Origin of the sequence: Streptomyces aurantiogriseus (assembly GCF_014649375.1) — a bacterium.
GTDB lineage: Bacteria > Actinomycetota > Actinomycetes > Streptomycetales > Streptomycetaceae > Streptomyces > Streptomyces aurantiogriseus.
The window spans coordinates 78,971-86,600 of the sequence record NZ_BMSX01000034.1; the positions used below are offsets into that span (position 1 = coordinate 78,971).

Genomic DNA, 7,630 nt, shown 5'->3' on the forward strand with positions numbered 1-7,630 from the left:
GACACCGCCTAGAACGGGAATCCGCTCCGGCCGTGCTGCACCGAGATCCACTTCGTCGTCGTGAACGCTTCCAGCGTCGTCTCGCCGTTCAGGCGGCCGACGCCCGAGCTCTTCTCGCCGCCGAAGGGGACGAGGGGCTCGTCGTGGACGGTGCCGTCGTTGACGTGGAACATGCCGGTGTCGATCTGCTTGGCGAAGGCGACGCCGCGCTCGATGTCGCCGGTGTGGACGGCGCCGCTGAGCCCGTACGGGGTGTCGTTGACGAGGCGGACGGCCTCCTCCTCTCCGTCGAAGGGGACGAGGAAGGCGACGGGGCCGAAGATCTCCTGGCGGAGGAGGGCCGAGTCGGCGGGGACGTCCGTCAGGACGGAGGGCTCGACGAGGTTGTCGGTGGTCGTGCCGCGCACCAGGGCCGTCGCGCCCTCGGCGACCGCCTGCTCGACGGCGCCCGAGAGGGCCTCCGCCTGCGAGGAGTTGATGACCGGGCCGATGACCGTCTGCGGGTCGCTCGGGTCGCCGACCTTGAGGGACTTGACCTTGGCGACGAACTTCTCGGTGAACTCGTCGGCGATCGAGCGGTCGACCAGGACACGGTTGGCGGCCATGCAGACCTGGCCCTGGTGGACGAAGCGGCTGAAGACGGCCGCGTCGACCGCGTAGTCGATGTCCGCGTCGTCGAGGACGACGAGGGCGCTGTTGCCGCCCAGTTCGAGGATGGAGCGCTTGAAGTGGGAGGCGCAGACCGTGGCGACGTGGCGGCCGACCTTGTCGGAGCCGGTGAAGGAGATGACCCGCGGGATCGGGTGCTCGATGAAGGCGTCGCCGATCTCCGCGATGTCGGTGACGACGACGTTGAGCAGGCCGGCGGGCAGGCCCGCGTCCTCGAAGAGCTTCGCGACCAGCGTGCCGCCGGTGATCGGGGTGTTCTGGTGCGGCTTGAGCACCACGGCGTTGCCGAGCGCCAGGGCCGGGGCGACGGACTTCAGCGACAGCAGGAACGGGAAGTTGAAGGGGCTGATCACACCGACGACGCCCACCGGCACGCGGTAGAGGCGGTTCTCCTTGCCGTCGACCGGCGAGGGGATGATCCGGCCCTCGGGGCGCAGCGCCAGGTGGATCGACTCGCGCAGGAACTCCTTGGCGAGGTGCAGTTCGAAGCCGGCCTTCAGGCCGGTGCCGCCGAGCTCGGCGATGATCACCTCGGTGATCTCCTGCTCGCGCTCCTCGACCAGACGCAGCACCTTCTCGAAGACGGCGCGGCGGGCGTAGGCGTTGGTCGCGGCCCAGTCCTTCTGGGCGCGGGCGGCGGCCCGGTACGCCTCGTCGACCTCGTCGACGGTGGCTATGGTGATCGAGGCCAGCTTCTCACCGTCGTAGGGGTTGAAGTCGATGATGTCCCAGGAGCCTGTCCCCGGGCGCCACTCACCGTCGATGTACTGCTGGGCCAGGTCGGTGAAGTAGGACGACATGTGATCCCTCAATCCCCTGCGCTGCGATCGACGTCACGATCTGATCACACGTCATCGTACGTGTGTTTCAAGGGAGTTGGGGGCACCTCCGGGACCTCTGGGGGAATCCCTGGGAAAGATCCCGGAAAGTGACCGGAAAGTCGCCGACAGGAACGGTCAGGACAGCTGGAGCAGCCCGCGCAGCAGGTCCCGGCTCTCGTCGGGCCCGGGGCTGTCCTTCTGGAGCTCCTCCAGCGCCTGCTCGTACAGGGTGACGTCCTCACGTTTGTCCAGGTAGAGGGCGCTGGTGAGCTGTTCCAGGTAGACGACGTCCGACAGGTCGGACTCCGGGAAGCTCAGGATGGTGAAGGCGCCGGACTCCCCGGAGTGCCCGCCGAAGCTGAACGGCATGATCTGCAGCCGTACGTTGGGGCGTTCGGAGATCTCGATCAGGTGCTGGAGCTGCCCGCGCATCACCTCGCGGTCGCCGTACGGCCGGCGCAGGGCCGCCTCGTCGAGGACGATGTGGAACTCCGGGGCGTTCTCAGCCACGAGGTACTTCTGCCGCTCCAGGCGCAGTGCCACCCGCCGGTCGATGTCGGCCGCGCTCGCGCCCTTCATGCCGCGCCGCACGACCGCGTGCGCGTACGCCTCCGTCTGCAGCAGCCCGTGCACGAACTGCACCTCGTACGCGCGGATCAGCGAGGCCGCGCCCTCCAGACCGACGTACGTGGGGAACCAGTTGGGCAGCACGTCCGAGTAACTGTGCCACCAGCCCGCCACGTTGGCCTCGCGGGCGAGGGAGACGAGCGCCTGCCGCTCCGCGTCGTCCGTGATGCCGTACAGCGTCAACAGGTCTTCGACGTCCCGTGTCTTGAAGCTCACCCGGCCCAGCTCCATCCGGCTGATCTTCGACTCCGAGGCTCGGATCGAATACCCCGCCGCCTCGCGTGTGATGCCGCGCGTCTCACGCAGTCGCCGTAGTTGCGAGCCGAGCAGCATGCGCCGCACCACCGATCCGGGCTCTCCCGCGCTCACGTTCGCCAGCCTCCCCAAGCGTCCTTGGGCCCGCAGTCTGCCACTAAAACACTTCGAGCAGTACTCGTCCGATTACAGAGATGGAAAGAAGCCAAGGATACGCAGGAAGCGGCGCCGGGGAAGAGTGAGAGGAAAACAAGAGAAGCGCTGCTGAACGACGAGAAGATGGCGGAAAAAATGGCCAAGAAGCGGTACGGGCGGGGCCAATTCGGTCACGTGCACGTGCATCTGCCCTTGCATCTGCTCTCCGCATCGGAAACCATGGTCGCGCGCCACCGCTGCATCGCAACGACCGCGAATCCCGGGAGTGCCTCGCATGGGGACGAATGGATCGACCATGCTCGAGCCGTTACGGCAGGGCCTTCCGCCGCTTGATCCCGCGGCCGTGTCCAACGCGGCCTCCTGCGCTCTGCCCGCCCGCTTCGAAGCGGTGCGCGAAGCACGGCAGTTCACCCGCAGAACCCTCGGCCAGTGGGACGTCGGCGACCGTTTCGACGACGTCTGTCTGGTGGTCTCGGAGCTGGTGACCAACGCCCTGCGGCACGGACTGTCGCCCGACGCCGCGCTCTGCGGGGCGGGAGAGCATCCGCCCGTGCGGCTGCACCTGATGCGGTGGACCGAGCGGCTGGTGTGCGCGGTGCGCGACCCCAGCCACGACAACCCGTTGCCGCGCGAGGCGGACGACTTCTCGGCGGAGTCCGGCCGCGGCCTGTTCCTCGTCGACTCCTTCGCCGACGGCTGGGGCTGGCACCCGCTCGCCGGCAACCTGGGCGGCAAGGTCGTCTGGGCGCTGTTCCGCCTGCGTACCGCCGCCGAATGACGAACCGCGGCACCTACTGGTGCCGCGGTTCTACGCGCGTTGTCACCACTTTTCCACCGATTCCTCCGAGGCGCCGCGCATCGGAGGGTGCGGACGTCAGCTCGCGATCAGGTGGTCGAACTCGCCGTCCTTGATGCCCAGCAGCATCGCCTCGATCTCGGCCCGCGTGTAGACGAGCGCGGGACCGTCCGGGAAACGCGAGTTGCGCACCGCCACGTCTCCGCCCGGCAGCCGCGCGAACTCGACACAGGAACCCTGCGAGTTGCTGTGCCGGCTCTTCTGCCAGGCAACCCCGGACAACTGTGTGGCCGCCATGCCGTTGTACACGTCGTGCCCCCCGTCAACGTCGTGGTCCACAGGTCGCTCCCTGGTGGTGCACTGGCTCGTGTGGCCATTGGTGCCGTGGTCAACTGTTCCGGATCATAACCCCGTTCATGTGCAGATGCAGGAGCAGATGCACGTGCACGCCGGGTGCTGGTGCGGTTACAGCTTTGACGCCTGCTTTGCCGAAATCGTTCGGCCCTCCGGACCCCTTCGCGCGTCTGCCCCGAAGCCTGTGGCCCATGCGATCACTGGTTCTTCTGGGTCCTTTGTGACGCACGGGCCGTGCGAGGTAGTCCGGATCGAACCACTTGTGCACAGGAAGAGACGCATCGAGGGGCGTTCGTGTTCCGTCGTGCCGGACACGGTTCGGCCGACGGGCATCGGCCGGGGCCGCGGAAATCGGCCGAACAGGCCCCCGCCTGGGCGGACGTTCGCCGTCCACTCGGCGCGGCGGACGGGACCCGGGCAACCTCCGGCACCCCCCTCCCCCCGGAATCGGATACCACCCGCACCTCCCCCCATCCCCGGCGCGAACAGGCCGGGACGCCTCACCCCGGCCCCCCGCCCGCGACAGGCGCTCGCCCCCGTGGACGACGGCGGATCGTCCACGGGGGCGAGTACGGACTCGGCTCAGAAAGGGTGCGGGCGGCCGGTCCGTTGACGCAGATGCTCCTGGTGCGGGTGACCTGCCGGACCGGACGATCGGCGCGATTGTGCTCGTACGACTGACGGGGATCCCCTACGGCGATGGCCGGTCCGTCGCTACGAACGCGGGCCCGCACCGACGAGTCAGGGGTGTCCTCAGCGACTGCCGTACGGCAGCAGGGCCATCTCGCGGGCGTTCTTGATGGCGCGGGCCAGCAGACGCTGCTGCTGGGCGGAGACCCGGGTGACCCGGCGGCTGCGGATCTTGCCGCGGTCGGAGATGAACTTCCGCAGCAGGTCGGTGTCCTTGTAGTCGATGTAGGTGATCCCGGCCTGGTCCAGCGGGTTGGGCCGGTTCCTGACGGGCTTGCGGTCGCTCTTGCGGGGCATGGGGTCAGACCTCCAGGAGGGTGTCGAAGGCGGGCGGCAGCCGCTTCCAGGCGTCGCGGCCGGCGGCGTATTCGGCGTCGGTGAGCAGGCAGGACTCCAGGAGCCGTTCGAGTCCGTCGCGGTCGAGGCCGGGGGACGTGAAGACGAGGTGCTGGCAGCAGTCGCCGTGCTCGGGGTGCCAGTCCAGCGCGGCGGCGGCGCGGCGCACCGGCGGGACCAGCTCCCAGGCCGCGTCGGGCAGGGAGGCGAGCCAGGGCCCGGCCGACTCCACGCACAGGGCTCCGCCGGCCGCGTCCCAGTGGAGCAGCGTGTCCGGCTTGTCGGCGAGCCAGAACCGGCCCCGGCTGCGGGCAGCGGCGCAGGTCAGGTCCTCCAGCGCCGCATACAGCCGCTCCGGGTGGAAGGGGCGGCGGCGGTGCCAGACGAGGGTGGAGACGCCGTGCGCGTCGGCCTCGGCGGGGAGGAGGGCGCAGGCCGGATGCTGGGCGGCGGCGGCCGTCTCGACATCGAAGCCGGCGAGGGCGGCGGACGCCAGGTCGGACCGGGCGCCGGATGCATCTGCACGTGCCGGGGCGCCCGCCGAATCCCCCAGGTGGCCGCCCGGGACGGGGACCCGGCGGGCCGTCGGATGGAGCTGGGCCAGCAGCTCGCGGTCCTCGTCGTCGGCCTCCGGGGAGTCGACGAGCGCCAGGACCGGGGCGTACTCCAGCTGCCGGGCGAAGGTGTCGGCGACGGTCCGCTGGTCGGTGGCGGCTGCGGCGAGGCCGGCGTCGGCGAGGTCGTCGCCGTTGCCGAGGTACGGCAGCAGCAGCGCCGGGTCGACGGCGGTGATCACGCCGGTGACGGTGAGGCCGCCGACGACGACCACCTCGGCCATGGCCTTGGGCTCGACGGAGTCCCACAGCTCGACGATCGCGAGCCGGGTGGTCGCGTCGCCGGCCAGGCGTAGCAGCTCGGGCACGAGGTCCTCGCGCAGCGCGCAGCACGCGCAGTCGTTGACCAGGGGCGCCTCGCCGGTGGAGAGGACGCCGGTGGCGTCCCTGATCGTCCGTACGACCGTGCCGGCGGCGGCCGTCGCCAGGTCGTGGTGGAGGACGACGCTGCCGGGCACGTCGGCGAGCAGCTGCTCGACAGTCGCCCGGCGTGCGTCGCTGTGCAGCCCGCCGACGATCACCACCGACAGGGTCACGCCTGGCCCCGCTGTCCGTAACGGCGCTCGAAGCGCTCCACGCGGCCGGCCGTGTCCAGGACGCGGGCGGTGCCGGTGTAGAAGGGGTGGCTGACGTTCGAGATCTCGACGTCCACGACCGGGTAGGTGTGGCCGTCCTCCCACTCGATCGTCTTCGCGCCCGCCGTGGCGGACAGTGTCGAGCGGGTGAGGAAGGCGTAGTTCGCGGCACGGTCCCGGAAGACGACGGGACCGTAGGCCGGGTGGATTCCCTCGCGCACGGGTGGATCAGCGCTCCTCTCGGAAGTCGACGTGACGGCCGACGACGGGGTCGTACTTGCGCAGGGTCATGCGGTCCGGGTCGTTGCGGCGGTTCTTGCGGGTGACGTACGTGTAGCCGGTCCCCGCCGTGGAGCGGAGCTTGATGACCGGGCGCAGTTCGTTGCGAGCCATGCTGCTATCTTACTGAAAATGAATTCCATTAACACTACGGCTCGAGGAGAGGTACGTCACCCGTGTCCGCGCACTGCATGCTGACCGGCGCCCAGCCCGGCTTCGGCAACCGCATCTCCCACTCCCACCGGCGGACGTCCCGCCGCTTCGACCCCAACATCCAGACCAAGCGCTACTGGCTGCCGAGCGAGGGCCGTCACGTCCGGCTGCGGCTGAGCGCGAAGGGGATCAGGACCGTCGACGCGATCGGTGTCGAGGCGGCCGTGGCCCGGATCCGGGCGCGCGGAGTGAAGGTCTGACGGGGCGAGGGGCTGAGATGGCGAAGAAGAGCAAGATCGCGAAGAACGAGAAGCGGCAGGAGGTCGTCGCGCGGTACGCGGAGCGGCGGGCCGAGCTGAAGGAGATCATCCGGCGGCCGTCGTCGACGGAGGCGGAACGGCTGGCGGCGCAGCGGGAGTTGCGCAGGCAGCCACGGGACGCGAGCGCCACGCGCGTGCGCAACCGGGACCAGGTGGACGGGCGGCCACGCGGGTACTTCCGGACGTTCGGGCTGTCGCGGGTGAGCCTGCGGGAGCAGGCGCACTCCGGGTATCTGCCGGGGGTGCGGAAGTCTTCCTGGTAGGTCACGGGCTGGTAGGTCACGGGCCGCCCCCAGGCTTCGTCCGAGGCGTGCTGGTAGCTTGCTGCGGTCCTGTCCGGCTACAGCTTGGGAGCTTGCAGTGACTTCGGCGATCTACTCGCGCGGGGCGTCCCGCCGGACGGTACGGGCCGCCTCCGTGGCCGCCGCGCTGGCGGGCACGCTCGTCCTTGCCGCGTGCAGCGACGACGGCGGCTCCGACGGCGGCCCCTCGGCCACCCCGAGCACGACGGCGAGCGCGGACACCGGGGGCGGCACCGGCGGGTCCGCGTCGGCGTCCGGCGAGCTGGAGGGCAGCTGGCTGGCCACCACGGACGGCAAGGCCGTCGCCCTGGTCATCACCGGTGAGCAGGCCGCCCTCTTCGCGACCGGCGGGACCCTGTGCAACGGGACCGCCGGCGAGGAGGCGGGCATGCAGATGATCCGCCTCAAGTGCACGACCGGTGAGAAGAACCGTACGGCCGGCATGGTCGACTCCGTCGACACCAAGTCCCTCCAGGTCACCTGGGAGGGCGGGCTCGGCAAGGAGACGTACACCAAGGCGGAGGGCGGGCAGTGGCCGTCGGGGCTGCCGACGGCGGGGCTGGGGTCGTGAACCGTACGTCGCCGGCCGGACGCCGGCGCCGACCCTACGACCAGAAGGTCGTATAACTGGCGCTAACAAAAGCCGTTGATCATGTGACTGTCGGCCTGCCGGATCGTTGGTG

The 7,630-nt window shown here is 70.0% G+C and carries 11 protein-coding genes; 4 read left to right on the forward strand and 7 right to left on the reverse strand.

Going from position 1 to position 7,630, the window contains the following annotated elements:
* Positions 1 to 8: 8 nt before the first annotated feature.
* Entirely contained in the window at positions 9 to 1,469 is a 1,461-nt protein-coding gene (locus IE263_RS43505; RefSeq protein WP_189943664.1) for an aldehyde dehydrogenase family protein, read from the reverse strand.
* Between the two features lie 156 nt (positions 1,470 to 1,625).
* Complete coding sequence (locus IE263_RS43510; RefSeq protein WP_506005113.1) at positions 1,626 to 2,462, reverse strand: Sco1979 family transcriptional regulator; 837 nt, start codon at positions 2,460 to 2,462, stop codon at positions 1,626 to 1,628.
* Between the two features lie 361 nt (positions 2,463 to 2,823).
* Between IE263_RS43510 and IE263_RS43515 the strand changes: the two genes are divergently transcribed.
* On the forward strand, positions 2,824 to 3,306 hold the full coding sequence (locus IE263_RS43515) for an ATP-binding protein (protein WP_229911496.1): 483 nt from the start codon (positions 2,824 to 2,826) through the stop codon (positions 3,304 to 3,306).
* A gap of 96 nt (positions 3,307 to 3,402) precedes the next feature.
* Here the strand turns inward: IE263_RS43515 and IE263_RS43520 are convergent, their stop codons facing one another.
* The 5 genes from IE263_RS43520 to rpmG form a co-directional block, all read right to left on the reverse strand.
* Complete coding sequence (locus IE263_RS43520) at positions 3,403 to 3,663, reverse strand: DUF397 domain-containing protein (protein ID WP_189943666.1); 261 nt, start codon at positions 3,661 to 3,663, stop codon at positions 3,403 to 3,405.
* A 768-nt stretch (positions 3,664 to 4,431) separates the two neighbouring features.
* Positions 4,432 to 4,665 (reverse strand): 30S ribosomal protein S18, encoded by a 234-nt coding sequence (gene rpsR / locus IE263_RS43525; RefSeq protein ID WP_189943667.1) that lies wholly within the window; start codon positions 4,663 to 4,665, stop codon positions 4,432 to 4,434.
* A 4-nt stretch (positions 4,666 to 4,669) separates the two neighbouring features.
* A complete protein-coding gene (locus IE263_RS43530) occupies positions 4,670 to 5,854 on the reverse strand; it encodes a CobW family GTP-binding protein (protein WP_189943668.1) in 1,185 nt (394 codons plus the stop codon).
* A complete protein-coding gene (locus tag IE263_RS43535; RefSeq protein ID WP_189943669.1) occupies positions 5,851 to 6,114 on the reverse strand; it encodes a type B 50S ribosomal protein L31 in 264 nt (87 codons plus the stop codon). The genes IE263_RS43530 and IE263_RS43535 overlap by 4 nt, the downstream gene beginning before the upstream one ends.
* Positions 6,115 to 6,121: 7 nt before the next feature.
* Positions 6,122 to 6,286, reverse strand: coding sequence for a 50S ribosomal protein L33 (gene rpmG, locus IE263_RS43540; protein ID WP_003999141.1), 165 nt, complete (start codon positions 6,284 to 6,286; stop codon positions 6,122 to 6,124).
* 62 nt (positions 6,287 to 6,348) lie between these two features.
* Between rpmG and rpmB the strand changes: the two genes are divergently transcribed.
* From rpmB to IE263_RS43555, 3 genes are all read left to right on the forward strand, one after another.
* Entirely contained in the window at positions 6,349 to 6,585 is a 237-nt protein-coding gene (gene rpmB / locus IE263_RS43545) for a 50S ribosomal protein L28 (protein WP_189943670.1), read from the forward strand.
* Between the two features lie 17 nt (positions 6,586 to 6,602).
* Positions 6,603 to 6,908 (forward strand): 30S ribosomal protein S14, encoded by a 306-nt coding sequence (rpsN, locus tag IE263_RS43550; protein ID WP_189943671.1) that lies wholly within the window; start codon positions 6,603 to 6,605, stop codon positions 6,906 to 6,908.
* A gap of 97 nt (positions 6,909 to 7,005) precedes the next feature.
* Positions 7,006 to 7,518 carry a hypothetical protein gene (locus tag IE263_RS43555; RefSeq protein ID WP_189943672.1) on the forward strand — a complete coding sequence of 171 codons (513 nt, stop codon included), beginning with the start codon at positions 7,006 to 7,008 and terminating at the stop codon, positions 7,516 to 7,518.
* Positions 7,519 to 7,630 lie beyond the last annotated feature (112 nt).